Raw genomic sequence first — 26,821 nt, 5'->3', positions numbered from 1 at the left:
GGCAGCTTTTCCAGCGACAATAATTTTTTTGGGGTCAGGGGTTTACAAGGTAAATGCCCGCCCGTATAGTTCGCGCCCACAGCGTCGAGCAGACGTTGTAACACGAAGCCGATGATGATTCATCGTTTTCAGTGCCCAGGTGGCGGAATTGGTAGACGCGCTGGTTTCAGGTATCAGTGGTGGCAACACCGTGGAAGTTCGAGTCTTCTCCTGGGCACCAAATTTCGTGAAGTGGCTTGATAACCCACTTTGCAAATAACGGATGCAACGCTCCGTGTCGGTAACGACGAACATTGCTGCAGTGCCCAGGTGGCGGAATTGGTAGACGCGCTGGTTTCAGGTATCAGTGGCTTAACGGCCGTGGAAGTTCGAGTCTTCTCCTGGGCACCAAATCTCAAAAAACCGAGTCTCATGGCTCGGTTTTTTATTGCCCGTAAAAATATGCATCACCCTCCGGGCGCGCGACGCGCACCACCAGAGCCCAAGCAGGCAGCAAGGTGCGCATCGCGCACCCTATACTTTGAACTGCCCCAAGCTGGCCTTGAGCTGCGCCGCCAACTCATCCAACGCACGCGCATTGCCAGCAATCGCCGCCACGGCCTCGGCCGCACGCTGCGATTCGGCGTGAATGGTCTCGACACGCCCGCGCACCGCCCCCGCCCCTTGCGCCTGATGCGCCGCTGCCTGAGTCGCCGCATTGATGGCACCATGCACCTCGTCCACTGACAGCTGCACCGACTGCTGTAGACGCGCACTGTCACGTAGCACCTGCAGCCCTTCACTGCCTTGCGCCCCCGCCTGGGCAATGGCGGCTACTGCCTCCTGGGCACCACGCTGCAGCGCAGCGATATGGGTCTGGATATCGCCAGTGGACTGCTGAGTCTTGCTCGCCAGCGCACGCACCTCATCAGCCACTACCGCAAAACCACGCCCACTCTCGCCAGCACGCGCAGCCTCAATGGCAGCGTTGAGCGCGAGCAGGTTGGTTTGCTCAGCGATGGATTGGATCACCGTCAGCACCACTTCGATCTGCTCGCTCTGCTTGGCCAGCCGCTCAATCACCGCCGAACCGTCGGCCACCCGCGCCACCAATCCTTCGATCAGCGCCGACAGTCGCTGGGCAATGGCCGCATTCTCGTGGGCAGCCTGACGGATGGTATCAACGCGCTGCAGCGCATCCTGCATGGCCTGGCTTTCTGCCTGCGCCTCATCCGCCATTTGCTCCAGAGCCTGCAGACTGCCCGCCACCTCGTCACGCTGGCGCGCAGCCGCGGACTCAGCCGCGGCGCCGCGCTGGGTCAGGCTGCGAATCTGCTCGCCGGTACGCAGCGCCACCTCACCGGACTCGCGCACGATGGGCTGCAGCTTGTCCATGAAGCGGTTGACCGCCGCCGCCATCTCCCCCACTTCATCGCGACTGTGGATATCGACCCGCCGGGTCAGATCGCCCTCGCCCGCCGCCAGATCATTGAGCGCATCACTGAGCAGGCGCAGGCGACTCAGCACCCGCCAGCCCAGCACCACGGCCACCACCCCCAATGCCAGGGCGCCGACCAGAAGCAGCCCCAGGGCGATACTCCAGCGCAGGTCATCGGCGGCAACGCGCACCGACTCGCCGCCATTGCGCGCCATCTCCTGAGTGTAACGCTCAGCCGCCTGCAGGCGTTCACGCAACGCCCGCGTGGCCTCCTCCGAAGCACCGGACAGACTGCTGTCTACCAGGGTTCCAGCACCGCTTACCAGCGTATTGAAACGACCATCCAGCGCCTTGAGCTCTTCTTCCACTCGCGCCAGGGAAAGCCCTAGCTGAACCTTGCCGATGGATGCCCCCATGGGGTTGATGTCTGCCTCGACGATATAGACGTCGGGGCTACGCGAAGCGGCGTCGACCAGTTTATCGAGCGAGGAAGAGCCTTGACCGGCAGCTATCAGCTCACGCACTTGCGCATTGCTGCGATTGAAGTTGCGCGTCAGGCGCTTGCCTTCGCCGTCATAGATGATCGCGAAGAGCACCGCCGGGTCTTTCTGGGCGATGCGGGTCAGCGCCGTCAGCGCCGGGATATCCAGATCCCAGATGGACTTGGGTGCCACGCCGGCCAGCAGTTGCGCCAACGATTGGCCGGATTGCTTGAGGCTGCCTTCGAGCACCTGACGCAACTGCGCCTGCTCGTTCTTGAGCTGCCCGGACAGGCCCTCGACCAGGCGCACGCGAGTGTTCTGCGACAGCGTCGTCAGCCCCTGACTCATTTCCTGCTGGGCGTCCTTGAGCTCCTCCCCGAGGCGCTGACTCTCACCGCCCAGGCGCTGTGCCAGATTCGCCACCATTTCGTCCACCGAGGCGCGCATCAACCACAGAGCCAAACCCACCTGCACCAAAATGGCGAGCCCCAACGCAATGAAGACAGGGCGCAACAAACGGCTGCGCAGCATCGAAAGCATGGCGAACACAGGCATTACTCCTCGAGACCCAGGCCATTTATAGCGGCGGTTGGCGAAAAACATTTAGCCCAGGCAAGCTTCATGCCCGCGCCGGAAACGAAAAGACCGCCTGCAAAGGCGGTCTTTTCAGCGCTCGACCCCGTGATCAGGCGAACGGATGACGCAGCACGATGGTTTCGTTGCGGTCCGGGCCGGTGGAGATGATGTCGATCGGCGCACCGACCAGCCCTTCCACGCGCTTGATGTAGGCGCGCGCATTGGCCGGCAGGTCTTCCAGGGTCTTGGCGCCCAGGGTGGATTCGCTCCAGCCCGGCATTTCCTCGTACACCGGCTGCAGGCCGAGGTAGCTGTCGGCGTCGGTCGGCGCATCGACCAGCACCTGGCCGCTGGCATCCTTGTAACCGGTGCAGATACGGATGACTTCCAGGCCGTCGAGCACGTCCAGCTTGGTCAGGCACAGGCCGGAGATACTGTTGATCTCGATGGCGCGGCGCAGGATCACGGCATCGAACCAACCGCAACGACGGGCACGCCCGGTGGTGGCACCGAACTCGTGACCACGCTTAGCGAGGAAGGCACCGACATCGTCGAACAACTCGGTGGGGAACGGGCCGGAGCCGACGCGGGTGGTGTAGGCCTTGGTGATGCCGAGGATGTAGTCCAAGTACAGCGGGCCGAAACCGGAGCCGGTGGCGATGCCGCCAGCGGTGGTGTTGGAGCTGGTGACGTAGGGATAGGTGCCATGGTCGATGTCCAGCAGCGAACCCTGGGCGCCCTCGAACATGATGTCCTTGCCGCCCTTGCGCAGGTCATGCAGCACGGCCGTCACGTCAGCCATCATCGGCTTGAGCAGCTCGGCGTACTCCATGCACTCGTCCAGGGTCTTCTGGAAGTCGATGGCCGGCTCCTTGTAGAAATGCACCAGCTGGAAGTTGTGGTAATCCAGCAGCTCACCCAGCTTGGCGGCGAAGCGCTCACGGTGGAACAGATCACCGACGCGCAGGCCGCGACGCGCCACCTTGTCTTCGTAGGCCGGGCCGATACCGCGACCGGTGGTGCCGATCTTGGCGTCGCCACGAGCCTTCTCGCGCGCCTGATCCAGGGCCACGTGGTAGGACAGGATCAGCGGGCAAGCCGGGCTGATGCGCAGGCGCTCACGCACCGGCACACCCTTCTCTTCCAGCTTGGTGATCTCGCGCAGCAGGGCGTCGGGAGCGACGACCACGCCGTTGCCGATCAGGCATTCGACGCCTTCACGGAGGATGCCGGAGGGAATCAGGTGCAGAACGGTCTTCTCACCATTGATCACCAGGGTGTGGCCGGCGTTGTGACCGCCCTGATAACGCACCACGGCAGCGGCCTGCTCGGTGAGCAGGTCGACGATCTTGCCCTTGCCCTCATCACCCCACTGGGTGCCCAGGACGACGACATTCTTACCCATAAACTTGTCCTCTTCGCGCAAGCTTGGATGCCGGCCTGCAGCCGGCGAACATGAAATCAGAGCGCCAATGGCGCCACTTGCCAACGGCCGTCGCGCAGCGTCAGCAGCCGGTCACAGCCTGCCTCGCGCGCATCCGCCTCGCCTTGCCCGGGCAGCGCCTGAACCACGCGCACGCCCTCACTGCGCAGGCGACGCACGGCCTGCCACAGGTACAGATCATGGTTGTCCGGCGCCCAGACCCCTGCCGCTGGCTCTTCCAAGCGCATGCTGCCCAGGGTCACCAGAGTCTTCAGGTCGGTGGAGAAACCGGTCGCCGGCCGCGCACGGCCGAACACCGCGCCGGTGTCGTCATAACGCCCACCCTGCGCGATGGCACCGCCCTCGCCCGGCACGAACGCGGCGAACACCACGCCGGTGTGGTAGTTGTAACCACGCAGCTCGCCCAGGTCGAAATACAAGGGCAGCTCGGGGTAACGCAGCTCCAGCGCATCGGCAATGGCCATCAGCTCGTCCAGCGCGCCGTGCACCGCATCCGGCGCCTCGACCAGGGCCGCCTGGGCCAGATCCAGCACCTCGCGCCCACCACACAGCTCGGCCAGCGAACGCAGCATGTTGCCCAGACCAGCCGGCAGGGCTGCGGTCAGCGTCTCGATCTCGTCCATGGCCTTGCGCTGCAGGGCATCGAACAGTTGCTGCTCGGCCTCGCCGGACAAGCCGGCCGCATGGGCCAGGCCGCGATAGATGCCGACATGACCGAGATCCATGTGCACGTCCGGCACAGCCGCCAGCTCCAGAGTTTCCACCAGCAGGCTGATCACCTCGATGTCACTGGCCGGGCTAGCATCACCATACAGCTCAGCGCCGAGCTGAATCGGGCTGCGCGAGGTGGTCAGCGCACGTGGCTTGGCATGCAGCACGCTGCCGGCGTAGCACAGGCGGCTCGGCCCTTCGCGACGCAGGGTATGGGCGTCGATACGCGCCACCTGCGGCGTGATATCGGCACGAAAGCCCATCTGCCGGCCCGACAGCGGATCGGTGACCTTGAAGGTGCGCAGGTCGAGATCCTGACCCGCACCGGTCAACAGGGATTCCAGGTATTCGATATGCGGGGTGACGACGAACTCGTACCCCCAGCGTTGAAACAGATCCAGCACCTGACGGCGGGCTGCCTCGATACGCGCCGCCTCCGGCGGCAGAACTTCTTCGATGCCATCTGGCAGCAGCCAGCGGTCTACCGTTGCCATTTCGCCATTCCCCTCTCGATCCGGGCGGCACAAGCCTTCAGTGAAGCAGATAAAGAAGAGCTGTTCCCAGCAGCATGCTGGTCAGCCCCATCAGGCGCAGTCGACGGTCGGGCAGGCGTGCTGCCAGCATGACCGCCCCGCGCCATTGGCGCGGATAGAGGAAGGGCAGGATGCCTTCGAGCACCAGTACCAGACAGAGTGCAATGCCAAGTTCCTGCCACATGATTCCCACAGACGCAAAAAAGCCGGGATTTTCCCGGCTGCCGCATGATAACACGCTCGAAGCTTCAAGCCACAAGCCTCGAGCCGCAAGTAAACGACCGGCGACCACTTGCAGCTTGTGGCTTGCAGCTCGGAGCTGTGGTTAAGGTTTGGCCTTCTCCAGGTAGCGGAAGAAGTCGCTGCTCGGATCGAGCACCAGCACGTCTTGCTTGTCGGCGAAGCTCTCGCGATAGGCCTTCAGGCTGCGATAGAAGCCATAGAACTCCTGATCCTGACCATAGGCCTTGGCGTAGATGGCTGCCGCCTGGGCATCACCATCACCACGCAGCTCCTCGGATTGACGATAGGCTTCGGCGATGATTACGCGACGCTGACGGTCGGCATCGGCACGAATCCCCTCGGCCAGCTCACGACCCTTGGCGCGGTGCTCGCGGGCCTCACGCTCACGCTCGGTGCTCATGCGCTCGAACACACTGCGGTTGACCTCGCGCGGCAGGTCGATGGCCTTGACCCGCACGTCCACCACCTCGATGCCCAGCTCACGCTCGGCAGCACGGTTGAGGGTCGCGGTCACGTCCGCCATCAGCGCGTCACGCTCGCCGGACACCGATTCGTGCAGGGTGCGCTTACCAAACTGGTCACGCAGCGAAGCTTCGAGACGACGCGACAGGCGTTCGTCGGCAACCTGCTTCAGGCCGGAAGTCGACTGGTAGAAACGCTCGGCATCCTTCACCCGCCACTTGGCGTAGGCATCCACCATCAGCGCCTTCTTCTCCAGGGTGAGGAAGCGCGACGAGGTGGCGTCCAGGGTCAGCAAACGACCATCGAAGATGCGCACCTGGTTGACGTAAGGGATCTTCACGTGCAGGCCCGGCTTGACGTCCGGGTTGACCACACGACCGAACTGCAGCAATACCGCACGCTCGGTCTGCGACACGATGTAGAAGCTGTTCCAGGCCACCAGGGCCAGAACCACGGCCACGATCAGGCCGATCAGGGACTTGTTGCTCATCAACGGCTCTCCCGGGTACGCAGGTTACGCTGGGACGGATCGCTGCTCATGGGCACGCCCGAATCTCTTGCCGCAGCACTGCTGCCGCTTGCCGAGCTGCCGGTCGAAGCACCGCTGCGGCTGCTGTCGATCATCTTGTCCAGCGGCAGATAGAGCAGGTTGTTCTGCCCCTTGTCGCCAGTGACCAGCACCTTGCTGGTGTTGCTCATCACTTCCTGCATGGTGTCGAGATAGAGACGCTCACGGGTGACCTCGGGCGCCTTGCGGTACTCGGTCACCAGCTTGGTGAAGCGGTCGGCCTCACCCTGGGCGCGCGCGATGACTTCGTCGCGATAGGCGTTGGCCTCTTCCAGCATGCGCTGGGCCTGGCCGCGTGCTTCCGGGATCACGCCATTGGCGTAGGACTCGGCCTGGTTCTTCTCGCGCTGCTCGTCTTCACGGGCACGGATCACGTCATCGAAGGCTTCCTGCACCTCACGCGGTGCGGCCGCACTCTGGATGTTCACCTGGGTGACGGTGATGCCGGTGGCGTAGTTGTCGAGGAAACGCTGCAGGCGCTCGCGTACTTCGCTGGCCATCAGCTCACGGCCTTCGGTGAGCACCTGATCCATCTCGGTGGAACCCACCACATGGCGCACGGCGCTGTCGGTGGCGTTCTGCAGGCTGACCTCGGGCTGGTCGACGTTGAGCACGAAGTCCTTCAGGTTGCTGATGCGGTACTGCACCGTCAGCGGCACCTCGATGATGTTCTCGTCCTCGGTGAGCATCGCCCCCTGCTTGCTGTAGGCACGCTCGCGGGTGACGTTCTCCTGATACTTGCGGTCGAACGGCGGGAAGTAGATGTTCAGACCCGGGCCGACGGTTTCGTAGTACTTGCCGAAACGCAGTACCACCGCCTGCTCCTGCTCGTCGACGACATAGATGGCGCTGTACAGCCAGATCACGGCCAGCAGGCCGAGACCGACGAACAGCAGGCCGAAGCCACCGCCACCGCCACGCCCGGAGTCGTCGCCCCCGCGCTTCTTGCCACCGCCGAACAAGCCGTTGAGGCTCTCTTGCAGTTTGCGGAACGCTTCGTCGAGATCCGGCGGGCCCTGGCGCCCACCGCCTTTGCGGCCGCCCCAAGGGTCTTGATTGTTCGAGTTTCCACCCGGCTCATTCCAAGCCATAGCGTTCTCCGTACTGATAAAGCGAAGGCGCGCCCACGGCGCGCCGGCCAATGCTACCCAAAGCCCTGTCCCGACGGCAAAGCACGCGATCCAGGCTTTATTGCAAAGTATGTTGCTCGATGAAGCGTTGCGGCTCCAACCCCTCGCGGCTGACCAGGCGATTGAGTTCGACCCGCGGCAACCTCACCGACAGCAGGCTCTGCCCCTGTTCGTCATGCGCCTCGTCCTGCACCGCCCCGAGGGCGAAGAACTGCGCCCGCAGGCGCCCCAGAGACTGCGGCAACTGCAGGGTCGCGACAAACAGGTCCTCGCCGAGCAACTCGGCAATCGCCTGTCGGAGGCAATCCAGGCCCCGCCCTTCGCGCGCCGACAGCCAGACCCTGACAGGCTTGCCATCCCCATCGCGCTGAATCTGCGGTTCGACACCTTCCAACAAATCCAGCTTGTTGTATACCTCGAGCATGGGCAACTCGTGCGCACCGATCTCCTGCAGCACGTTCTGCACCTGCTCGATCTGCGCCATGCGCTCGGGCTCGTGGGCATCGATCACGTGCAACAACAGGTCGGAATTGCTCGACTCTTCCAACGTAGCGCGAAAGGCCTCGACCAGCTTGTGCGGCAGATGGCGGATGAACCCCACGGTATCGGCCAGCACGATGGGGCCCAGGTCATCCAGTTCGAGACGACGCAGGGTCGGATCCAGGGTGGCGAACAACTGGTCGGCGGCGTAGACCTCTGAGGTGGTCAGGGCATTGAACAGGGTGGATTTGCCGGCGTTGGTATAGCCCACCAGCGACACCGAGGGAATGTCCGCACGCCTGCGCCCACGACGCGCCTGTTCACGCTGGCTGCGCACCTTTTCCAGCTTCTGCTTGATCTGGCGGATGCGCACACGCAGCAGGCGGCGGTCGGTTTCCAGCTGGGTTTCACCCGGGCCGCGCAGGCCGATACCGCCCTTCTGCCGCTCCAGGTGAGTCCAGCCACGCACCAGGCGCGTGCTCATGTGGTCGAGCTGCGCCAGCTCCACCTGCAGCTTGCCTTCGTGGGTACGCGCGCGCTGGGCGAAGATGTCCAGGATCAACCCGGTACGGTCGAGCACACGACACTCGAAGGCGCGCTCGAGGTTGCGCTCCTGACTGGGCGTGAGAGTGTGATTGAAGATGACCAGATCGGCCTCGACGGCCTGAACCTGGTCGCGCAGCTCCTCGACCTTGCCACTGCCGATGAGGTACTTGGCGGTCAGGCGGCTGCTGGGGACGCTGAAGAAAGCGACCATGTCGGCACCTGCCGACATGGCCAATTCCTGAAACTCCTGGGGATCTTCGCTCGCCTCGGAGTCCTGGCCCTCCAGATGCACCAGAATGGCCCGTTCACCGCCTTCATGACGCTCGAAGAACAAAGCAGCCCCCTTTAGGCGTTACCCGCGTCGCCTTCGCTGTGCTCGGAGTCACCAGCGCTGGGCAGGCGCACCGGACGGCTGGGCACGACGGTGGAGATGGCATGTTTGTAGACCATCTGGCTGACGGTGTTCTTCAGCAGAATGACGAACTGGTCGAAAGATTCGATCTGACCCTGCAGCTTGATGCCGTTGACCAGATAGATGGAAACCGGGACGCGTTCCTTACGCAGGGTATTGAGGTAAGGGTCTTGTAGCGAATGCCCTTTTGACATGTGCCGCACTCCTTTCAAGGATCAATTTTCAATAGTTTTAGTAGGTGAACAATGGCTTCAGGCCGCCATCTTCGAGGATAGACGGTCAGCGGCGGCAAGGTCTTAGTCCAATATGGAGACGCTGGCCAGGTATTTCAAGGTGCGAGACAGATTGTCGCAGGCCAGGCTGTCCAGCCAGTGCAGATTTTCCCATCCCCGCAGCCAGGTAAACTGCCGCTTGGCCAGTTGCCGAGTGGCGATGATGCCGCGCTCCAGCATTTCGCTTCGAGAAAGCCTGCCGTCAAGGTAATCCCAGACCTGGCGATAGCCCACCGCCCGTATAGACGGCAGCCCCGGATGCAAGTCACTTCGTTCGCGCAGGGCTTCGACCTCGCCGATCAGGCCCTGTTCCACCATCGCGTGAAAACGCTGGGCGATACGTGCGTGCAGAACCTGCCGCTCGGCCGGCGCGATGGCGAACTGCGCGACAGTATAGGGCAATTGCCCGCCGCCCGGCGTGTCGGAGTCGGGATTTCCTGCAGCCTGACGACGTCGGTGCTCGCTCATGCTCAGGCCGCTGACACGATACACCTCCAGGGCGCGCACCAGCCGCTGCGGATCATTGCGGTGAATACGCGCCGCCGACTCTGGGTCGACCTCAGCCAGCTCGCGGTGCAGCGCCTCCAGACCTTCTGCCGCCGCGCGCGCCTCCAGCTCGGCACGCACGGCCGGGTCGGCGCTGGGCATGTCCGCCAGCCCATCGAGCAAGGCCTTGTAATACAGCATGGTGCCGCCAACCAGCAGCGGGATACGCCCACGGGCCGTGCTGTCGGCCATCGCCGCCAGCGCATCGGCGCGAAATTCGGCTGCCGAGTAGCTCTCGGCCGGGTCGCGAATATCGATCAGGGCGTGGGGAAATTCGGCGAGCACGGCCTTGTCCGGCTTGGCCGTACCGATATCCATGCCGCGATAGATCAGCGCCGAGTCCACGCTGATCAGGTCGCAGGGCAGCACGCGCGCCAGCTCCAGGGCCAGGTCGGTCTTGCCGGCGGCGGTCGGGCCCATCAGGAAGATTGCGGGAGGAAGCGAAGACATCGGCATGACTCGAAACACGAAGATGGGAGAACCCCTGATTGCAGGGCCTCAGGGGCTCGATTACTGGCCGCGCATGAACAACTTGTCGAGCTGATCCATGCTCAGTTGCGTCCAGGTCGGACGACCATGGTTGCACTGGCCGCTGCGCTCGGTCTGCTCCATGTCGCGCAGCAGGGCGTTCATCTCCGGCAGGGTCAGGCGTCGGTTGGCACGCACCGCACCGTGGCATGCCATGGTCGCCAGCAACTCGTTGAGGTGGGCCTGAATACGGTCGCTGGTGCCGTATTCGAGCAGATCGGCCAGCACGTCACGCACCAGTTGCGTGGCCTGCGCCTGCTTGAGCAAGGCCGGAATCTGGCGGATCGCCAGGCTTTCCTCGCCCAGGCGCTGCAGCTCGAAGCCCAGGCGCTGGAACCACTCGGAGTGCTCCTCGGCGCAATCGGCCTCGCGCTGGCTCAGGGCGATGCTTTCCGGCACCAGCAGCGGCTGGCCGCGCAGGCCCTCGCTGGCCATGGCCTGTTTGAGGCGCTCATAGGTGATGCGCTCGTGCGCGGCGTGCATGTCTACCACCACCATGCCCTGGGCATTCTCGGCGATGATGTAGACCCCCTTGAGCTGCGCCACAGCATAGCCCAGCGGCGGGATATCGCCCTGCTCCTGCGGCAGCGGTTGCGCCGGAGCAGCGGGTAGCGGCGCATAGTAGTCGCGGTAGGCCGCCTGTGCTTCGGCAACCGGCACCCCCGGATTGCTGGCAGGCGCCTGGTAACCCGCCCCGGCACCACGCCAGGCTGGTTGTGGGCTGGCCTGCGGGGTTTCCAGCACGCTGGCGGCCAGGCCCATCTCGCCCTGCGGGCCGAACTCGCCAGCCGCCGCGCCGCTTGCGCGCACCATGGGCGTCACGGCTGCCGGCGCCGCCACCTGATCCTCGGGGCGCACGTCGGCCAGGGCGCGATGCAGGGTGCCGTAGAGGAAGTCATGCACCATGCGACTGTCGCGGAAGCGCACTTCGTGCTTGGTCGGGTGCACGTTGACATCCACCGTGCTCGGGTCGATCTCGAGGAACAGCACGAAGGTGGGATGGCGACCGTTGAACAGCACGTCGCGATAGGCCTGGCGCACGGCATGGGCCACCAGCTTGTCGCGCACCATGCGCCCATTGACGTAGAAGTACTGCAGGTCGGCCTGACTGCGGGAGAAAGTGGGCAAACCTACCCAGCCCCACAGGCGCAGGCCGCCACGCTCGATCTCGATGGGCAGCGCCTGCTCCAAAAAGGCCGGGCCACAGACCGAGGCCACACGTCGCGCGCGGGTCATCTCGTCGCCTGCCTCGTGCAGGGCGAGCACGGTCTTGCCGTTGTGGCGCAGGTGGAAGGCCACGTCGAAACGGGCCAGTGCCAGGCGCTTGATCACTTCCTGCAGGTGATCGAACTCGGTTTTCTCGGCGCGCAGGAACTTGCGCCGCGCCGGGGTGTTGAAGAACAGGTCGCGCACCTCCACCGAGGTGCCCACCGGATGAGCGGCCGGCTGCACCCGCGGCTCCATGTCGCGGCCTTCGGTTTCCACCTGCCAGGCCTGCTCGGCATCAGCGGTGCGCGAGGTCAGGGTCAGGCGCGACACCGAGCTGATCGAGGCCAGCGCCTCGCCGCGAAAGCCCATGCTGATCACCGCTTCGAGGTCTTCCAGCTCACGAATCTTGCTGGTGGCGTGACGCGCCAGCGCCAGGGGCAGGTCGTCGGGAGCGATACCGCTGCCGTCATCGCGCACCTTGAGCAGCTTCACCCCACCCTGCTCGACTTCCACATCGATGCGTCGAGCACCGGAGTCCAGGCTGTTTTCCAGCAACTCCTTGGCGACGGAAGCCGGCCGTTCGACCACCTCGCCTGCGGCGATCTGGTTGGCCAGGCGAGGGCTGAGCAAATGAATACGGGACATGGAACTCACTACTGGGCAGCCAGCGACGTGGCGGGTATCTGCAGGGTCTGGCCGATCTTGATGACGTCACCATTGAGCTTGTTGGCGCTGCGCAGGGCGGCCAGGCTGACCTGGTAGCGCTGGGCGATCAAGGCCAGGCTGTCGCCGCGCGCCACCACATACTCGCGCGGGCCCGTGGCGATCTTGCCCTGATCACGCAGCCAGGCGATGTAGGTGCCGGGCGGCGGGTTCTGGTGGAAGAACTGCTTGACCCCACTGGTGATCGAACGCGCCAGCGCCTGCTGATGGCTGGCGGTGTGCAGCTTCTTCGCCTCGTTGGGGTTGGAGATGAAGCCGGTTTCCACCAAGATCGACGGAATGTCCGGGGATTTCAGCACCATGAAGCCGGCCTGCTCGACGCGGCGCTTGTGCAGCGGGGTGATGCGCCCCATGTTGCTCAATACCTTCTGCCCGACATTCAGGCTGGAGGTCAGCGAGGCGGTCATCGACAGATCCAGCAGCACGCCGGCAAGCATCTTGTCCTTGTCATCGAGGCTGACGTTGCCGGCACCGCCGATCAGGTCGGACTGGTTCTCGGCATCGGCCAGCCAGCGCGCCGTTTCCGAGGTGGCGCCACGTTCGGACAAGGCGTACACCGAGGCGCCAAAGGCCGAGGAACGCGGCGCGGCGTCGGCATGGATGGAGACGAACAGGTCGGCGCCCTTCTTGCGCGCGATCTCGGTGCGCTTGCGCAGCGGAATGAAGTAGTCGCCGGTGCGCACCAGCTCGCCCCGGAAGCCCTTCTCGGCATTGATCTGCCGCTGCAGCTCCTTGGCGATGGCCAGGGTCACGTTCTTCTCGTACTGGCCCTTGACCGGCGACAGTGCCCCCGGATCCTCGCCACCGTGACCGGCATCGATGGCGATGACCACATCACGCTTGCCATTGGGCACGGGGGTAAGCTTGGGCGGTGCCTGAGTCGGCGTCACCGGCACGGCTGGCGTGCTGGCCGGCGGGCTCGGCGGCTGGGTCGCGGCGTCGGCGGCGCTGGGCTGGTCGAACAGGTCGACCACCAGACGATTGCCATACTGCTGGTTGGGCGCCAGGGCGAAACTCTTGGGGGTGACCTGCGCCGACAGGTCGATGACCACACGCAACTGGTCTGCGCTGCGCTGCGCAGAGCGAATGCCGGTGATCGGCGTGTTGCTCAACGCCAGATGATCCAGATCGGTCGCCAGCTTGGCACCGCTGATATCGATGACGATGCGATCGGGCGCAGCCAGGGTGAATACGCTGTGCTGCACCGGCCCGGACAGGTCGAACACCAGCCGCGTATTGTCGGGGGCGCGCCAAAGCCGCACGCCGCGCACATCGGAGGCAGCCAACGCCTCGGCGACAAGGGCCGCCCACAACAGCATCACAGCGGTAACCAGCGCGCCTATGCGCATAACCAACCCCATCGACTCTTGTTCATTGCTTGCCGCTCAGGGCCTTGCACCAGGCCTCCCCTCGAGCCCCATGCCCCTGCAGCAATAGCGAACGGCCGCCCGCTTGGGGGCTAATGGTAATGTCCATGTCCGGCTTTGGCAAAACGCCGGCGCCACGCTGCGGCCACTCGATCAGACACAGGGCATCGCCCTCGAAGTAATCGCGGATGCCCAGGAACTCCAGCTCCTCGGGATCGACCAGGCGATAGAGGTCGAAATGGAAGGCGCGCAGTGCGCCGATCTCGTAGGGCTCGACCAGGGTGAAGGTGGGGCTCTTCACCGCCCCGGCATGGCCCAGCCCACGCAGGATGCCGCGCGACAGGGTGGTCTTGCCGGCCCCCAGGTCGCCATGCAGGTAGATGATGCCAACGCCAGCGCTGACCTGGGCGATACGCGCCCCCAGCTCCAGCATTGCCGCTTCGTCGGCGGCTTCGAGGGTCAACTCAGACAAGGACAGCACTCCTCCAGTAACAGACGAATGGTCGGCGGCAGATCAGCGGCAGCCAGGCCACGCCCCTGCAGCGCGAGCGTCTCACCCGCGCGGGCATGCAGCCAGACCGCCAGGCAGGCGGCATCGAAAACGGTCATACCCTGCGCCAGCAAGGCAGCGATCAGGCCGGTCAGGACATCGCCCAGGCCCGCCCCCGCCATGGCCGGATGCCCCCGGTCGCACAGTGCCAGGCGCCCATCCGGGGCGGCGATCAGGCTACCGGCGCCCTTGAGCACCACCACCGCGTTGTAACGTTGCGCCAAAGCATGCGCGGCAGCCGGACGATCGGCCTGCACGGCGGCGGTATCCAGGCCCAGCAAGCGTGCGGCCTCGCCCGGATGCGGCGTCAGCACCGCCTGACCGGGCGCGGCCACCAGGCCGGCAGCCAGCAGATTGAGCGCATCGGCATCCCACACCTGGGGCAGGCTGCGCCCGGCGACGGCGGACAGCAGACTGCGCGACCAGGCGCTCTGCCCCAGGCCCGGGCCGACTGCGCAGACATCGGCACGTTCCAGCAGCGCCAGCAACTGATTGGCCGACGCCACGCCGGTGCACATGACCTCGGGGCGCCGCACCAGGGACGCGCCGACATGCTCCGCCCGTGTCGCCAGCGACACCAGGCCCGCACCGGCACGCAAGGCGCTGTCGGCGCAGAGCAGGGCCGCTCCGCCCATGCCCAGATCACCGCCCAACACCAGCAGGTGACCGAACTGGCCTTTGTGCGCCAATGGCGAGCGGGCCGGCAAGCGTGGCACGCTGGAAAAATCCAGACGCTGCGCCAGGCAGGGGGCCTGCGCCAGCAACTCGACATCCCCCTGTAGGTCATCGAACTGCAGCTCGCCGCATAGCTGCGGCCCCACCCCGGTGAACAGGCCGAGCTTGAGGGCGATGAAGGTCAGGGTCAGATCCGCCTGCACCGCCACGCCCAGGCAGGCGCCGTTGTCGGCATGCAAACCGGAGGGAATGTCCACCGCCAGTACCGGCAGGCCGCTGCCATTGATCGCCTCGATGGCCTGGGCATAAGGCTCGCGTACGGCGCCACTGAGGCCGGTGCCGAGCAGGGCGTCGACCAGCACCCCCGTCAGGGGCGCAGAGATGCTCCAGGGCAGGATCTCGACACCCGCATTGGCCGCTTCGCGGCAGGCCTGGGCGGCATCACCGTGCAAGGCTTGCGGCTCGCCGACGGCCAGCACGCGCACCCGCCAGCCGGCCCGGTGGGCCAATGCGGCGACCAGGTAACCGTCGCCGGCATTGTTGCCACGCCCGGTCAGAACGGTGATTTCGCCCGCCTCGGGCCAGCGCCGACGCAATGCGCGCCAGGCGCCATGGGCGGCGCGGCTCATCAGCTCGAAGCCGGGGGTGCCAGCGGCGATCAGGCGGGCATCGAGCTGGCGCACCTGTTCGGCACTGTGCAGGCTGCTGGGTAAGGATGTGGAATGCGGTTGCATGGCTCGCTCACGGCGGATGTCTGGCAGAATTATACCCACCTCAACCATCCGCGCCCGCCTCATGCCTGAACACAGCCTCGACCTCGACAACCTGGCGCAGTCCATCAAGGACTGGGGGCGCGAGCTGGGCTTCCAGCAGGTGGGCATCAGCGATGTCGAGCTGGGCGAGCACGAGGCCCATCTGCAGCGCTGGCTGGAGGCCGGCTATCAGGGCGAGATGGATTATATGGCCGCCCACGGCAGCAAGCGCGCGCATCCGGACGAACTGGTGCCTGGCACGCTGCGCGTGGTATCGCTGCGCATGGACTATTTGCCGGGCGACACGCAGATGAGCCAACGCCTGGCCCAGCCCGAGCAGGCTTATATCTCGCGTTATGCCTTGGGCCGCGACTATCACAAGCTGATTCGCAAGCGCCTGCAGCAACTGGCCGAACGCATTCAGCAGGTCGTCGGCCCGTTCGGCTACCGCGCCTTCGTCGACAGCGCCCCGGTACTGGAAAAGGCCATCGCCGAGAAGGCCGGCCTGGGCTGGATCGGCAAGAACACCCTGGTGCTCAACCGCAAGGCCGGTAGCTGGTTCTTCCTCGGCGAGCTGTTCGTCGACCTGCCGCTGCCCGTGGACGCCGAACATGGCAGTGAGCATTGCGGACGTTGCAGCGCCTGCCTGGACATCTGCCCGACCCATGCGTTCGCCGGGCCTTACCGCCTGGATGCGCGGCGCTGCATCTCCTACCTGACCATCGAACTGAAAGGCTCGATCCCAGAAGAGCTGCGCGCGCCCATCGGCAACCGCGTATTCGGCTGCGACGACTGCCAGATCGTCTGCCCGTGGAACCGCTTCGCCCGCCCCACCGAACAGGGCGATTTCCAGCCGCGCCACGGCCTGGACAATGCCGGCCTGGCCGAGTTGTTCCTGTGGACGGAAGAAGAGTTTCTCAGCCGCACCGAAGGCTCGCCGCTGCGCCGCGCCGGCTACGAGCGCTGGCTACGCAACCTGGCGGTCGGCCTGGGCAATGCCCCTTCCACCATCCCGGTACTGGAAGCCCTCAATGCACGCCGCGAGCATCCGTCCGAGCTGGTGCGCGAGCATGTGCTATGGGCGCTGCAGCGCCATGGGGAAAGCAGCGGCAAGCCTCAAGCTGCAAGCGACAAGTAAAAGCGACCGCCACCGCCACCCTGATTTCCGCCATCCCCGGATTGCATCCGGGCTACGCCGCTCTTGCTCTTAGCTTGCCGCTTGCAGCTGCTTTCAGACCTTCAAGAAATGCTTGCGGTAATGCTGCAGCTCGGCAATGGACTCGCGGATGTCATCCAGCGCCTGGTGGGTGGCAGTCTTCTGGAAGCTGTCCTTGACCTCCGGCGCCCACATGCCAGCAAGGATCTTCAGGGTGGAGACATCCAGGTAGCGGTAGTGGAAGTAGGCTTCCAGCGCCGGCATGTACTTGTACAGAAAGCGCCGATCCTGGCCGATGCTGTTACCGCAGATCGGCGACTTGCCCTTGGGCACCCATTGCTCGAGAAAGGCGATGGTCTGCGCCTCGGCCGTGGCGGTGTCGATGCGGCTTTCACGCACGCGCTGGGTCAGGCCGCTCTGGCCATGGGTGCGAGTGTTCCACTCGTCCATGCCAGCCAGGGTCTCGTCGCTCTGGTGAATGGCGATCACCGGGCCTTCGGCCAGCACGTTGAGTTCGCTGTCGGTGACGATGGTGGCCATCTCGATGATCACGTCGCGCTCCGGCTCCAGGCCGGTCATTTCCAGGTCGATCCAGATCAGGTTGTTGGGGTTCTGCATGATAGAGGGCTCCTTGGCTCAGACGCGCAGTCTAACAGGCCGTTGAAAAACTACCTGCTAACGGATATCGGCAGCCTTGATCTGCCACAGCAGCAACTGGGTCTGCCGCCCCTCGTTGATTGCCAACAGCCGCTCGGCCGGCACACCGGGAATCTCGAAGCTGTTGCTGATCAACCAGCTCCCCGGGCGCATCTCGGCCTGCGCCTTGGCCCACAGGCGCGGCATGGGCACGGGGGAGAGGAAGCAGTAGACGACATCGAAATCGGCCAGATCCACCTGCCATAAGTTCAAGTAGCGAATGCTACAGTTGCCCTGCAACAGGCAACGCAGCCAGGCGCAGAGAAACACCAGCGGCGCCGTCTCGACGCCGACGAACTGGCCACGCGGAAAACGCCGCGCCAACTGCAGCAGGGTGCCGGCCGTGCCGCAGCCCAGGTCGATGAAACGCAATGGCGGCTCGCGCTCGCCCAGCAAGTCCTGCAGATGCTGCTGTGCACGCCGCCCGCTGAGGTACAAGGGCACCTGTTCGCGCAGGCTGTTCCAGTTGACCAGCAGCAACACCACGAAGCCCAGCAGATAGACCCAGCCGGGCAGCCCGAAGCGCTGCATGACCAGCAGCGCCGGCACGAAGGCCAAGTTGATCCAGCCCCACCAGCGCGACAAGCCCAGACGCCAGCCGATCAGCGCAGCCAGCGCCCCCTGCAGCACGGCCACCGACAGCCACGACAGGCGCCAGGGCCACAGCGCCAGCAGATAGACCAGCACCACCACCAGTGCGACAGCGACGCCCTGCGCCAGCAAGGCTCGCATCACCGGCAGGTGTACCAGGCTCATCCGCTCATCTGTCTGCATTGCACATCCTCGATCAAGGCGACCGAATCGGCGCCAGAGCGCCATGCTAAACTCGCCGCGACCGACACTCCACCACCCGGACGCTCCATGGCCAAACGCCAACTCAACCGCCGCCAGAGCTGGCGTATCGAAAAGATCCAGGGCGAACGCGCCGCCCGCGCCGCCAAGCGCGAATCTCGTGCCGTAGAAGCCCTGGAAGGCGGCGATCTGGGCCCCGAGCAGACCGGCCTGGTAATCGCCCACTTCGGCGTACAGGTGGAAGTCGAGGCGCTGCAGGGCGAAAGCAGCGGTCAGGTGTTTCGCTGCCACCTGCGCGCCAACCTGCCAGCCCTGGTGACCGGCGATCAGGTGGTGTGGCGCCCTGGCAACCAGGGTGACGGCGTGATCGTCGCGCAACTGCCGAGAAACAGCGAGCTGTGCCGCCCGGACATGCGCGGCCAGCTCAAGCCGGTGGCGGCCAACGTCGACCAGATCGTCATCGTCTTCGCGCCCCTGCCCGAGCCCCATGCCAACCTGATCGACCGCTATCTGGTAGCCGCCGAACATGCCGGCATTCAACCCTTGCTGCTGCTGAACAAGGCCGACCTGATCGACGCCGGCAACAGCGAAACACTAGGCGCCCTGCTCGAGGTCTATCGCCAGTTGGGCTACCCGCTGCTGGAGGTGTCGGCGCGCCAGGGCGGCGGCATGGAGCGACTGCAGGAGCGCCTGAACGGCCATGTCAGCGTCTTCGTCGGCCAGTCCGGGGTGGGCAAGTCATCGCTGGTCAACAGCCTGCTGCCGGGCGTCGACACCCGCGTCGGCGCGCTGTCCGAGCTGACCGGCAAGGGCACCCACACCACCACCACGGCACGCCTGTTCCACTTCCCCGGCGGCGGTCAGTTGATCGACTCCCCCGGCATCCGCGAATTCGGCCTCGGCCATGTCAGCCGCGACGACGTGGAGGCAGGTTTCATCGAGTTCCACGATCTGCTCGGGCGCTGCCGCTTCCGCGACTGCAAGCATGATCGCGAACCGGGCTGTGCGCTGCTGCAGGCCCTGGAAGACGGGCGCATCCAGCCGCAACGCATGGCCAGCTACCGCCACATCATCGCCAGCCTGCCGCAGGACGATTACTGACGGTTGAGCTGGTCGAGCGAAGTGCCGCCGCTGTCGAAGATATTCAGACGCTGACGTAGCTGGTCGGCGGGCAATGCGTCAGCCTCGGGAGCGCCCTTGGCGCCGTTGGCCGGCGCACTGCCAGGTGCGTCTGCTGGCGCTGCTCCCTCTGGTGCAGGCGCAGCCTCACTACCCTGCTCACCCTCGATATCGCGCTGGGCACGCTTGGTCAGCACGACGATATCGATGCGCCGATTGACCGGATTGAACGGATCTTCCCGGTCGAACAGCGCCGACGAGGCATAGCCCACCACCCGCGCCACCTGGTCGTCCGGGTAGCCACCGGCGACCAGGGTACGCCGCGCCGCATTGGCGCGGTTGGCCGACAGCTCCCAGTTGCCGAAGTCGCCGCGCCCGGCGAAGGGCTTGGCGTCGGTATGGCCGCTGATGCTGATCTTGTTCGGCACGGCCTTGATGGTGTCGGCCATGGCCAGCAGGATGTCCTCGAAGTAGGGCTGCAACTCGGCACTGCCAAGGGCGAACATCGGCCGGTTCGCGGCATCCATGATCTGGATGCGCAGGCCGTCCTGGGTGATCTCGAACAGGATCTGATCCTTGAAGCGTTGCAGCTCGGGGTTCTCCTCCACCTTGTTCTGCAACTCCTGCAGCAACAGCTCCAGCCGCTCGCGCTCCATCTTGTCGGCCAGGGTCTCGACCTGATCGGCGCTGACGCTGGTTTCATCCGGCTGGCTTTCTGGCGTTTCGGAGATGTCCGGATTGAGGGTGCGCTCGGGGGCCGGCGTCGGCGTGCCGCCCAGGTCGATGGCGTAGGGGCTGGCGCTTTCGGTGAAGCCGATGGGATCCTGGAAATAACCGGAGATGGCCTTCTTCTGCTCGGGCGTGGCCGAGGTCATCAGCCACATCACCAGGAAGAACGCCATCATGGCGGTGGCGAAGTCGGCGAAAGCGATCTTCCAGGCACCGCCATGGTGCCCGCCAGCGGTTTTCTTGACCCGCTTGACGATGATGGGTTGGTTGTTCTCCATCGCTTAGCTGCCGCGCATGGCCTGCTCGAGCTCGCTGAAGCTCGGGCGATGCGCCGGGTACAGCACCTTGCGACCGAACTCCACCGCCAGCGTCGGCGGCATGCCGGAAGCAGAAGCGACCAGGCTCGCCTTGATCGCCTCGTAGAGATTCACCTCTTCCTTGGCATCATGCTCGAGCGCGTTGGAAAGCGGGCCGAAGAAACCGTAGGAGGCGAGAATGCCGAGGAAGGTCCCCACCAGTGCCGTACCCACCTTCTCACCGATCTGCGCGTTGTCCGCCTCGGCCAGGATCGACATGGTGATCACGATACCCAGTACCGCCGCCACGATACCCATGGCCGGCATGCCGTCGGCCACCTTGGCCACGGCATGGGCCGGGTGTTCGAGTTCTTCCTTGAGGCTGGCCAGTTCCATGTCGAACAGCCCCTCCAGCTCGTGCGGCGCCATGTTGCCGGACGACATGATGCGCAGGTAGTCGCAGATGAACGCGGTCATGCGCGCATCCTTGATCACTCCGGGGTACTTGCTGAAGATCGCGCTGGCGCTGGGATCCTCGATATCGGCCTCGATGGCCATCATGCCTTCGCGGCGGCTCTTGTTGAGAATCTCGTAGAGCAGCTTGAGCACTTCGAGGTAATAGGTATGGGTGAAGCGGCTGCCGAACATGCTCAGGGATTTCTTGAACACCAACATGAACATGTTGCCGGGGTTGGATTGCAGGAACGCCCCCAGTGCCGCACCGCCGATGATCAGAACCTCGAACGGGTGGATCAATGCCATGAACTTCCCGCCCGAAAGTATGAAGCCACCGAGCACGCAGCCAAAAACGACAATGATGCCTATGATTTTTACCATGGAATAAACGCTTGCAGAGCCTAGTGGACGGGTTATTGAAAACAACCCTTCTAATTATCGGAACTTATACGCCAGACTATAGCCAGTTAAGGTCAAAAGCCAGTTTGGCTCACGTTGAAGATGCCGACCCCCAAACCCATGCCGCGCAGTCTCGATGCCTGGTTGCAGCTACTGGGCCCTTTACGCCTGCCTCTCGAGCAGACGCAGCATGCGCATCTGTGCCGCACCCTGGCCGACAGCCGCAAGACCTGGCGCGACATGGCCGACCAGATAGAGCTTAGCCCAACCTTCGCCCTGCTGATATTGCGTGAGGCCAACCAGTCCGGCAGCAGCCTGAGCGAGCCGGTCGACAGCCTGGAAGCCGCCCTCGCCCGCCTCGGGCTTGGCCGCTGCGAGGCCCTGCTCAAGCAGACGCCCTCGGTGCCGGAAGCGGAAACCCCCCAGTCCCTGCGCCAGCTCCTGCTGATCAGCCAGCATGCCAGCCAACAGGCGCGCGGCCTGTTCGGCACGCGCCTGGCCCGGCTATGGAATGAGCTGCATGGTTGCAGCCTGCTGTTTCTCGCACCGCTGTGGCCCCTGCTCAGCAGCTACCCGCACCTGTTCACCACCTGGGAGCAGCGCGTGCTGGTCAAGGGCGAGCCGGCCAGCAAGGTCGAACACGAGCTTCTGGGTGTTTCGCTGATCCAGCTCTGCTTGAAGCTGGCCGAGCGCTGGCGCCTGCCGGAATGGATAGTGCGCAGCTACCAGCTGCTGGCCCGCGATCGCCGGCAACTGGTCAAGGCCCTGCATATCGCCCGTGACAACGAACATCCTCTGCATCAGCAGCAGATGCTCGACGCCGACATTCCCCTGCGCCACTGGCTGACCCAGCCCAGCAATTGCGTGCTGCTGGCCAACGGCCTGGCCGTGTCGGCGCACCATGCCTGGAACACCGATCACAGCCTGCGCTGGCAGCGCCTGGTCGGGCTCTACCTGCAGATACCGCTGAGCGACGTGCAGCAGCAGGTACACCAGCACGCGGTCAGCAGCGCCAGAACCGGGCATGACCCCAGCCTCTGGCACCCGGCGCAAGCCCTGCTGTGGCCCTGGCAGGCACGCCATCTGGTGGCGGCCGAGCCGCGCGCGGGCGCGAGCATGACCAAGCAAGCCGTGCCCGAGACCTGGCGCCAGCAGTGCATGCGCCTGATTCGCGAGCCCAGCGACTTCAGCAACTCGCAACAATTGATCGCCTGCGCTCGCGACGCCCTGCAGGCCTGTGGTCTGCAGCGCATCCTCCTGCTCCTCGCCGACCGCCAACATACGCGCCTGCAAGCGCAACAGAGCGCTGGCCTGGACAAGGCCGCGCAAGGGCTCAACCTCGACCCGGCGAAGAGCCAGATCCTGCGCCGCCTGCTCAGCCAGCCAGGGCAGTTGCGCCTGACCCCGGACAATGCCGCGCAGTATTCGGCCCTGCTACCCGGTGAACTCAAGGCGCTGTTCGTGGGCGAGCACCTGCTGCTGCGCTCACTTGCCAACAATGGTCGAGTGGTCATGCTGCTGCTCGCCGACCAGGGCGGGCAGCCGTTCACCGAGAGTGGCCTGCAGGCCTTCGCCAAGACGGTGCAGTGCATCGAGCGCGCCCTGAGCAACTTCAGCAAACGTTCACGCTGAGGGCAAAGCCCACAAGCCTGGCAACCTTTCCGCTACAATCGGCCTCTTTCCATTGCGGGAGGCCCCATGTCCCCCTTCGCCGATCTGCCGCTGGTCATCGAACCCGCCGAGCTCGCCGCGCGCCTAGATGCGCCAGACCTGATCCTGGTCGATCTCAGCAACGCCGCGCGCTATGCCGAAGGGCATATTCCCGGCGCGCGCTGGGTCGATAGCAAGCGCACCCAGCTCGGCCAGCCCCCGGCCCCTGGGCTGGTCCCGGAGCTGGCGCAGTTGCAAGCGCTGTTCAGCGAGCTGGGCCATCGTCCGGAGGCTACCTACGTGGTCTATGACGATGAAGGCGGCGGCTGGGCCGGCCGCTTCATCTGGCTGCTGGACGTCATCGGTCATCCCCGCCAGCACTTTCTCAACGGTGGCTTGCGTGCCTGGATCGGCGAGGGCCGCCCGCTCAGCCAGAGCGTGCCCCAGCCCGGCAATGCGCCCGTGCAACTGAGCCTCAGCACAGCCCCGACAGCCACGCGCGACTACCTCCAGTCGCGCCTGGGTGCAGCCGATCTGGCCATCTGGGATGCGCGCAGCGCCGAGGAATACCGCGGCGACAAGCTCAACTCGGCAAGGGGCGGGCATGTTCCCGGCGCGATCAACTTCGAGTGGACGGCCGGCATGGATGCCCAGCGTGATCTGCGCATCCGCACGGACATGGCCGAGGTGCTCGGCGCACTCGGCATCACCCCGGACAAGGAAGTGATCACCCACTGCCAGACCCACCGCCGCTCCGGCTTCACCTATGTGGTTGCCAAGGCGCTCGGTTACCCACGAGTCAAGGCCTATGCCGGCTCATGGTCGGAATGGGGCAACCTGCCCGATACGCCGATCGAACGCTGAACCTTCAAGGACACACGATGAAACAACGCCTGTTCATTCTCAGCCAGTACCTGCTGCCTCATCACCTGCTCTCGCGCCTGATCGGCTGCGTGGCCGAATGCCGCATCGGCTGGCTGAAGAATCCGCTGATCGACTGGTTCGCCAAGCAGTACCGCGTCGACATGAGCGAGGCCCAGGTCGAAGACCTGCATGCCTACGCGCATTTCAACGCCTTCTTCACCCGCGCCCTGAAAGAGGGTGCGCGCCCATTGGACGAGACGCCGGGCGCCGTTCTCTGCCCGGCCGATGGTGCCATCAGCCAGCTCGGCGCCGTCGAGCATGGCCGCATCTTCCAGGCCAAGGGGCACAGCTTCAGCGCCGTGGAACTGCTCGGTGGCGACACCGAGCGCGCCGCCCCCTTCATGGGCGGCCAGTTCGCCACCGTCTACCTGTCGCCCAAGGACTACCACCGCGTCCATATGCCGCTGGCCGGCACGCTGAAGGAAATGGTCTACGTGCCGGGGCGCCTGTTCTCGGTCAACCAGACCACGGCAGAGAACGTGCCCGAGCTGTTCGCCCGCAACGAGCGCGTGGTCTGCCTGTTCGACACCGAGCGCGGCCCGATGGCCGTGGTGCTGGTAGGCGCGATGATCGTCGCCAGCATCGAAACCGTTTGGGCCGGCCTGGTCACACCGCCCAAGCGTGAACTCCGGAGCACCCGTTACGACGCCGAGGCACGCGCCCCGATCGAGCTGGCCAAGGGGGCCGAGCTGGGTCGCTTCAAACTCGGCTCCACCGCCATCGTCCTGTTCGGCCCGCAGCAGGTGCAGTGGGCCGAGGCCCTGGGCGCTGGCAGCAACGTGCGCATGGGGCAACGGCTGGGCCAGGCACACGACGCTACCTGACGAAACGGCGTCTGCGCCGGGCAATCCCACGTCAGCCCATCACCCAACCCAGGATAGGGCGCCTCTAAAAACGTAGGCGAGGCAGTCAGCACCAGGCAAAAACAAGCGAAAAAGCGGAGTTTACGAGTTGTAAATGAGCATTTTGAGCTTGTTTTTAACGCAGTGATGGCAACGCAGGTAGTTTTTGGAGGTGCCTGGTATGGGCTGCCATGAGCGACAGATGCTGCTAGAGTGCAGGGAAACATGAGGTCGCCGAACCTCGAAGCCGCTCGCCTTTTTCAGTGGCCTGGAGCATCCAAGCTTTATGGATAGACAGAGTCCTCACCTGCTTTCATTACGCGTGCCGACCCCAAGCAAAGAGCGCCTGGGGTTCTGCGACGGGACACCGCGCGACCTGAAACGCTGGATCGCTGGTCTACCCAAGGCCAACATCGGTGAAACGGCACGCCAGCTCTATCAGAGCCTGGTGGAGATCAATCAGCTTCTGACGCCCTCCGAGAACCGCCTGCAACTGCTGGAACTGCTGCGTCCGGAAATCTACTTCGTCTGCCAGCATCTGGAGCGTCACTTCCTCAACCAGGCCATCGTCCTCGACGAGCGTCCACGCAAGGTGGCGAACCTCTGCCAGGCCCTGCAAAACCACCTGGCCATCGGTTACAAGCTGATCATCACCCGCACCATCAATCGTAGCGGCAAGGAGCGCGAACAACTGCTGGCCGTGGCCCTGCAGCGCGCCATGCATAGCCTGTACAGCCCACTGATCCGCGCTAGCCAGCTCTATTGCCCGGTGCCGGAAGGGCTGTGGCTGGAGCTGCACCAGCTCTATCAGATTGCGCTCGAGCAACGCATGCAGAGCCTGGTCATCCGCGACCCACTGGCACGCCAGACGCAAGGCCTGAGCACCCAGCAGACGTACAGCATGGCCCTGCTGCTGGGCTGCGCGCGCACCAACCAGATGCGCCAGAGCGGCATCGCCCGCCTGGCCGAAGCGCTGGAGCCTTGGAGCGCACTGGTACGCCTGCAACCTGGCGATCAACCCAGCAGCCTGTTCGTGCTGGCACCACAGGTCGACGGCCCGCCGCGTTACAAATCGCTCTATCAAAGTGGCGAGTTGCCCAAGCTGCTGGGCATCGATCCGCAGCCGCTGGTCGACACCATCAAGGATTACCTGACGCAACCCGAAGAGGAGCGCAAGAAGTCGCTTCTGCCAATGCCCGAAGGTATCAGCCTGGATCTGCTGCAACATGTCGCAGCCGCCTGGGGCGATATCGCCGAGCGCACCTTCCAGCGCACGCCCGGCCAGGGCAACCTGACGCTGTGCATCGGCATGACCGCCCTGCACTTCTTCCTCTCCGGGCAGCGCTCGTTCGCCGAAGTGCTCAGGCGCCCGGTGGAAGTCGGGGCTGCCGTGTTCAAGCCCAGCACGGGCGAGCCGGATATCTGGTCGAATGCCTTCGATGCCCAGCGCACGGCCAGCGACGAGATCCACTTCGAGGAAATCCAGTACAGCAAGACCACCCCCGGCGAGCAGGAGCCAGCGGCCAGCGTCGAGGAAGGCTACCCCACCTACCCGCTGCTGATCGTCAACCACAGCCCGGGCGGCTACTGCCTGTCCTGGGTCAAGGACGTGCCCAGCCAGCTTCAGGCTGGCGAGTTGCTCGGCGTCCAGGACAACCCCAGCCAGGGCTGGAGCGTGGCCATCGTGCGCTGGATTCGCCAGGTGCGTGGCGGCGGCACGCAAATGGGCATCGAGCTGATCGCGCCGCATGCGCAACCTTGCGGCCTGCAATTGCTGCGCAAGACCGAGCAGAACAGCCAATACCTGCGCGCCTTGCTGCTGCCGGAGATCGCCGCCATTTCCCGCCCGGCCAGCCTGATCACACCCCGCCTGCCCTTCCAGGAAGGCAGCAAGGTGCTGATCAACAACCAGGGCGTGGAGCATCGCGCCACCTTGACTCGGCGCCAGCTCAGCACCGGCAGTTTCAGCCAGTTCGAGTACCACCGCGCCAATCAGGAAGAGGCCATGGGCGGGACTCCCGTCACAGCCTCGCAAAGCCAGACGCCTGCTGGAGAGGAAGATTTTGACTCGCTCTGGAAGTCGCTGTAGGCTGCCGAAACTTCACCATTCGTCGCCTTTTCGCGCCCGTTCGGCGC

The 26,821-nt window shown here is 64.8% G+C and carries 23 protein-coding genes, 2 tRNA genes and 1 pseudogene; 8 read left to right on the top strand and 18 right to left on the bottom strand.

Annotated elements, in window-relative coordinates; genetic code table 11:
- The first annotated feature begins 133 nt into the window (after positions 1–133).
- Positions 134–220 (top strand) — tRNA-Leu (locus tag ACSVIK_RS07855).
- Between the two features lie 83 nt (positions 221–303).
- Positions 304–390: transfer RNA gene (locus tag ACSVIK_RS07850), tRNA-Leu, on the top strand.
- A 123-nt stretch (positions 391–513) separates the two neighbouring features.
- On the opposite strand, the gene ACSVIK_RS07845 is transcribed toward ACSVIK_RS07850, so the two are convergent.
- From ACSVIK_RS07845 to ACSVIK_RS07780, 14 genes and pseudogenes are all read right to left on the bottom strand, one after another.
- On the bottom strand, positions 514–1,374 hold the full coding sequence (locus ACSVIK_RS07845; RefSeq protein WP_442443877.1) for a methyl-accepting chemotaxis protein: 861 nt from the start codon (positions 1,372–1,374) through the stop codon (positions 514–516).
- Positions 1,372–1,632, bottom strand: a pseudogene (locus tag ACSVIK_RS07840) (HAMP domain-containing protein); the annotation flags it as partial. The gene ACSVIK_RS07845 and the pseudogene ACSVIK_RS07840, both read right to left, overlap by 3 nt.
- 952 nt (positions 1,633–2,584) lie before the next feature.
- A complete protein-coding gene (locus ACSVIK_RS07835) occupies positions 2,585–3,880 on the bottom strand; it encodes an adenylosuccinate synthase (RefSeq protein ID WP_442443788.1) in 1,296 nt (431 codons plus the stop codon).
- A gap of 56 nt (positions 3,881–3,936) precedes the next feature.
- Positions 3,937–5,124 (bottom strand): ATP phosphoribosyltransferase regulatory subunit, encoded by a 1,188-nt coding sequence (locus ACSVIK_RS07830; protein ID WP_442443787.1) that lies wholly within the window; start codon positions 5,122–5,124, stop codon positions 3,937–3,939.
- Positions 5,125–5,161: 37 nt separating this feature from the next.
- A complete protein-coding gene (locus ACSVIK_RS07825) occupies positions 5,162–5,347 on the bottom strand; it encodes a DUF2065 domain-containing protein (RefSeq protein ID WP_442443786.1) in 186 nt (61 codons plus the stop codon).
- Between the two features lie 141 nt (positions 5,348–5,488).
- The gene (hflC, locus tag ACSVIK_RS07820) at positions 5,489–6,358 is read right to left on the bottom strand and encodes a protease modulator HflC (RefSeq protein WP_442443785.1); all 870 of its coding nucleotides are present in this window, start codon (positions 6,356–6,358) and stop codon (positions 5,489–5,491) included.
- A complete protein-coding gene (gene hflK / locus ACSVIK_RS07815; protein ID WP_442443784.1) occupies positions 6,358–7,527 on the bottom strand; it encodes an FtsH protease activity modulator HflK in 1,170 nt (389 codons plus the stop codon). The genes hflC and hflK overlap by 1 nt, the downstream gene beginning before the upstream one ends.
- Positions 7,528–7,624: 97 nt before the next feature.
- Entirely contained in the window at positions 7,625–8,926 is a 1,302-nt protein-coding gene (gene hflX, locus ACSVIK_RS07810; protein ID WP_442443783.1) for a ribosome rescue GTPase HflX, read from the bottom strand.
- A gap of 11 nt (positions 8,927–8,937) precedes the next feature.
- Positions 8,938–9,198 carry an RNA chaperone Hfq gene (hfq, locus tag ACSVIK_RS07805; protein ID WP_268179202.1) on the bottom strand — a complete coding sequence of 87 codons (261 nt, stop codon included), beginning with the start codon at positions 9,196–9,198 and terminating at the stop codon, positions 8,938–8,940.
- 102 nt (positions 9,199–9,300) lie between these two features.
- Positions 9,301–10,272: a tRNA (adenosine(37)-N6)-dimethylallyltransferase MiaA gene (miaA, locus tag ACSVIK_RS07800; RefSeq protein ID WP_442443782.1), complete on the bottom strand. Its 972-nt coding sequence runs from the start codon at positions 10,270–10,272 to the stop codon at positions 9,301–9,303.
- Positions 10,273–10,332: 60 nt separating this feature from the next.
- Positions 10,333–12,213 (bottom strand): DNA mismatch repair endonuclease MutL, encoded by a 1,881-nt coding sequence (gene mutL / locus ACSVIK_RS07795; protein ID WP_442443781.1) that lies wholly within the window; start codon positions 12,211–12,213, stop codon positions 10,333–10,335.
- Positions 12,213–13,643 (bottom strand): N-acetylmuramoyl-L-alanine amidase, encoded by a 1,431-nt coding sequence (locus tag ACSVIK_RS07790; RefSeq protein ID WP_442443780.1) that lies wholly within the window; start codon positions 13,641–13,643, stop codon positions 12,213–12,215. The genes mutL and ACSVIK_RS07790 overlap by 1 nt, the downstream gene beginning before the upstream one ends.
- A 10-nt stretch (positions 13,644–13,653) precedes the next feature.
- The gene (gene tsaE / locus ACSVIK_RS07785; RefSeq protein WP_442443779.1) at positions 13,654–14,121 is read right to left on the bottom strand and encodes a tRNA (adenosine(37)-N6)-threonylcarbamoyltransferase complex ATPase subunit type 1 TsaE; all 468 of its coding nucleotides are present in this window, start codon (positions 14,119–14,121) and stop codon (positions 13,654–13,656) included.
- On the bottom strand, positions 14,109–15,608 hold the full coding sequence (locus ACSVIK_RS07780) for an NAD(P)H-hydrate dehydratase (RefSeq protein ID WP_442443778.1): 1,500 nt from the start codon (positions 15,606–15,608) through the stop codon (positions 14,109–14,111). Before ACSVIK_RS07780 ends, tsaE begins: the two co-directional genes overlap by 13 nt.
- A gap of 61 nt (positions 15,609–15,669) precedes the next feature.
- Here ACSVIK_RS07780 and queG point away from each other — a divergent pair, with 61 nt between their 5' ends.
- Entirely contained in the window at positions 15,670–16,764 is a 1,095-nt protein-coding gene (gene queG / locus ACSVIK_RS07775; RefSeq protein ID WP_442443777.1) for a tRNA epoxyqueuosine(34) reductase QueG, read from the top strand.
- Positions 16,765–16,857: 93 nt separating this feature from the next.
- Here the strand turns inward: queG and orn are convergent, their stop codons facing one another.
- Both orn and ACSVIK_RS07765 read right to left on the bottom strand, forming a co-directional pair.
- Positions 16,858–17,400: an oligoribonuclease gene (orn, locus tag ACSVIK_RS07770; protein WP_442443776.1), complete on the bottom strand. Its 543-nt coding sequence runs from the start codon at positions 17,398–17,400 to the stop codon at positions 16,858–16,860.
- A 57-nt stretch (positions 17,401–17,457) separates the two neighbouring features.
- A complete protein-coding gene (locus ACSVIK_RS07765) occupies positions 17,458–18,252 on the bottom strand; it encodes a class I SAM-dependent methyltransferase (RefSeq protein WP_442443775.1) in 795 nt (264 codons plus the stop codon).
- A gap of 87 nt (positions 18,253–18,339) precedes the next feature.
- Here ACSVIK_RS07765 and rsgA point away from each other — a divergent pair, with 87 nt between their 5' ends.
- On the top strand, positions 18,340–19,371 hold the full coding sequence (gene rsgA / locus ACSVIK_RS07760; protein ID WP_442443774.1) for a small ribosomal subunit biogenesis GTPase RsgA: 1,032 nt from the start codon (positions 18,340–18,342) through the stop codon (positions 19,369–19,371).
- Here the strand turns inward: rsgA and motB are convergent.
- Both motB and motA read right to left on the bottom strand, forming a co-directional pair.
- Positions 19,365–20,396, bottom strand: coding sequence for a flagellar motor protein MotB (motB, locus tag ACSVIK_RS07755; RefSeq protein WP_442443773.1), 1,032 nt, complete (start codon positions 20,394–20,396; stop codon positions 19,365–19,367). The genes rsgA and motB overlap by 7 nt on opposite strands.
- Positions 20,397–20,399: 3 nt before the next feature.
- Complete coding sequence (gene motA / locus ACSVIK_RS07750) at positions 20,400–21,251, bottom strand: flagellar motor stator protein MotA (RefSeq protein WP_442443772.1); 852 nt, start codon at positions 21,249–21,251, stop codon at positions 20,400–20,402.
- A 120-nt stretch (positions 21,252–21,371) separates the two neighbouring features.
- On the opposite strand from motA, the gene ACSVIK_RS07745 reads away from it, so the two are divergent.
- From ACSVIK_RS07745 to ACSVIK_RS07730, 4 genes are all read left to right on the top strand, one after another.
- A complete protein-coding gene (locus ACSVIK_RS07745) occupies positions 21,372–22,901 on the top strand; it encodes an HDOD domain-containing protein (RefSeq protein ID WP_442443771.1) in 1,530 nt (509 codons plus the stop codon).
- Between the two features lie 66 nt (positions 22,902–22,967).
- Positions 22,968–23,783 (top strand): rhodanese-like domain-containing protein, encoded by an 816-nt coding sequence (locus ACSVIK_RS07740; protein ID WP_442443770.1) that lies wholly within the window; start codon positions 22,968–22,970, stop codon positions 23,781–23,783.
- A gap of 17 nt (positions 23,784–23,800) precedes the next feature.
- The gene (gene asd, locus ACSVIK_RS07735; protein ID WP_442443769.1) at positions 23,801–24,667 is read left to right on the top strand and encodes an archaetidylserine decarboxylase; all 867 of its coding nucleotides are present in this window, start codon (positions 23,801–23,803) and stop codon (positions 24,665–24,667) included.
- Positions 24,668–24,971: 304 nt separating this feature from the next.
- A complete protein-coding gene (locus tag ACSVIK_RS07730; protein ID WP_442443768.1) occupies positions 24,972–26,774 on the top strand; it encodes a molecular chaperone in 1,803 nt (600 codons plus the stop codon).
- The last annotated feature ends 47 nt before the right edge of the window (positions 26,775–26,821 follow it).

The organism is Pseudomonas sp. NCHU5216, assembly GCF_052156495.1.
Classification (GTDB): domain Bacteria; phylum Pseudomonadota; class Gammaproteobacteria; order Pseudomonadales; family Pseudomonadaceae; genus Aquipseudomonas.
This window is presented reverse-complemented; position numbering and strand designations above follow the sequence as displayed.

Coding starts and splice junctions, on each gene's coding strand:
- ACSVIK_RS07845 (WP_442443877.1), bottom strand. CDS start 1,374: ATGGACAAGCTGCAGCCCATCGTGCGCGAGTCCGGTGAGGTGGCGCTG.
- ACSVIK_RS07835 (WP_442443788.1), bottom strand. CDS start 3,880: ATGGGTAAGAATGTCGTCGTCCTGGGCACCCAGTGGGGTGATGAGGGC.
- ACSVIK_RS07830 (WP_442443787.1), bottom strand. CDS start 5,124: ATGGCAACGGTAGACCGCTGGCTGCTGCCAGATGGCATCGAAGAAGTT.
- ACSVIK_RS07825 (WP_442443786.1), bottom strand. CDS start 5,347: ATGTGGCAGGAACTTGGCATTGCACTCTGTCTGGTACTGGTGCTCGAA.
- hflC (WP_442443785.1), bottom strand. CDS start 6,358: ATGAGCAACAAGTCCCTGATCGGCCTGATCGTGGCCGTGGTTCTGGCC.
- hflK (WP_442443784.1), bottom strand. CDS start 7,527: ATGGCTTGGAATGAGCCGGGTGGAAACTCGAACAATCAAGACCCTTGG.
- hfq (WP_268179202.1), bottom strand. CDS start 9,198: ATGTCAAAAGGGCATTCGCTACAAGACCCTTACCTCAATACCCTGCGT.
- miaA (WP_442443782.1), bottom strand. CDS start 10,272: ATGTCTTCGCTTCCTCCCGCAATCTTCCTGATGGGCCCGACCGCCGCC.
- ACSVIK_RS07790 (WP_442443780.1), bottom strand. CDS start 13,643: ATGGGGTTGGTTATGCGCATAGGCGCGCTGGTTACCGCTGTGATGCTG.
- ACSVIK_RS07780 (WP_442443778.1), bottom strand. CDS start 15,608: ATGCAACCGCATTCCACATCCTTACCCAGCAGCCTGCACAGTGCCGAA.
- queG (WP_442443777.1), top strand. CDS start 15,670: ATGCCTGAACACAGCCTCGACCTCGACAACCTGGCGCAGTCCATCAAG.
- orn (WP_442443776.1), bottom strand. CDS start 17,400: ATGCAGAACCCCAACAACCTGATCTGGATCGACCTGGAAATGACCGGC.
- ACSVIK_RS07765 (WP_442443775.1), bottom strand. CDS start 18,252: ATGCAGACAGATGAGCGGATGAGCCTGGTACACCTGCCGGTGATGCGA.
- rsgA (WP_442443774.1), top strand. CDS start 18,340: ATGGCCAAACGCCAACTCAACCGCCGCCAGAGCTGGCGTATCGAAAAG.
- motB (WP_442443773.1), bottom strand. CDS start 20,396: ATGGAGAACAACCAACCCATCATCGTCAAGCGGGTCAAGAAAACCGCT.
- motA (WP_442443772.1), bottom strand. CDS start 21,251: ATGGTAAAAATCATAGGCATCATTGTCGTTTTTGGCTGCGTGCTCGGT.
- ACSVIK_RS07745 (WP_442443771.1), top strand. CDS start 21,372: ATGCCGACCCCCAAACCCATGCCGCGCAGTCTCGATGCCTGGTTGCAG.
- ACSVIK_RS07740 (WP_442443770.1), top strand. CDS start 22,968: ATGTCCCCCTTCGCCGATCTGCCGCTGGTCATCGAACCCGCCGAGCTC.
- asd (WP_442443769.1), top strand. CDS start 23,801: ATGAAACAACGCCTGTTCATTCTCAGCCAGTACCTGCTGCCTCATCAC.
- ACSVIK_RS07730 (WP_442443768.1), top strand. CDS start 24,972: ATGGATAGACAGAGTCCTCACCTGCTTTCATTACGCGTGCCGACCCCA.